The organism is Vibrio splendidus (genome assembly GCF_001557875.1).
In the GTDB taxonomy this organism is placed as follows: domain Bacteria; phylum Pseudomonadota; class Gammaproteobacteria; order Enterobacterales; family Vibrionaceae; genus Vibrio; species Vibrio splendidus_F.
This window is the reverse complement of the sequence record NZ_LNRF01000040.1, coordinates 1-386: the sequence shown is the minus strand read 5'-3', so window position 1 is coordinate 386 and position 386 is coordinate 1. Positions and strand designations below refer to the sequence as shown.

Genomic DNA, 386 nt, shown 5'->3' with positions numbered 1-386 from the left:
CGTATTGGTCACTCAGTTCATTGAAATCAATTTTGATTCCGAAGAATCTGTTTTATCTAACGATAAAACGTTTTGATATTCATCAACGAGTGCCCACACAGATTGATAGGTTTAAATTGTTAAAGAGCTTTGCTTTCAGTGCCTTAGCACTTAAGCAGGACGCGTATAATACGCTTTCTACTTTGAAAGTCAACATAAAATACTAAGAAAACTTAGAACTCTATGGTGACTTGTCTATTTAATAGACAAAGTCGAAATTAAAGCCTGGCGATGTCCTACTCTCACATGGGGAAGCCCCACACTACCATCGGCGCTATTGTGTTTCACTTCTGAGTTCGGCATGGAATCAGGTGGGTCCACAATGCTATGGTCGCCAAGCAAATTTT

1 rRNA gene is annotated in these 386 nt (G+C 39.4%); it reads right to left on the bottom strand.

Features of this window, described 5'->3' with window-relative positions:
* Positions 1–262: 262 nt before the first annotated feature.
* Positions 263–378 (bottom strand): 5S ribosomal RNA (rrf, locus tag ATB74_RS23490).
* Between the last annotated feature and the right edge of the window lie 8 nt (positions 379–386).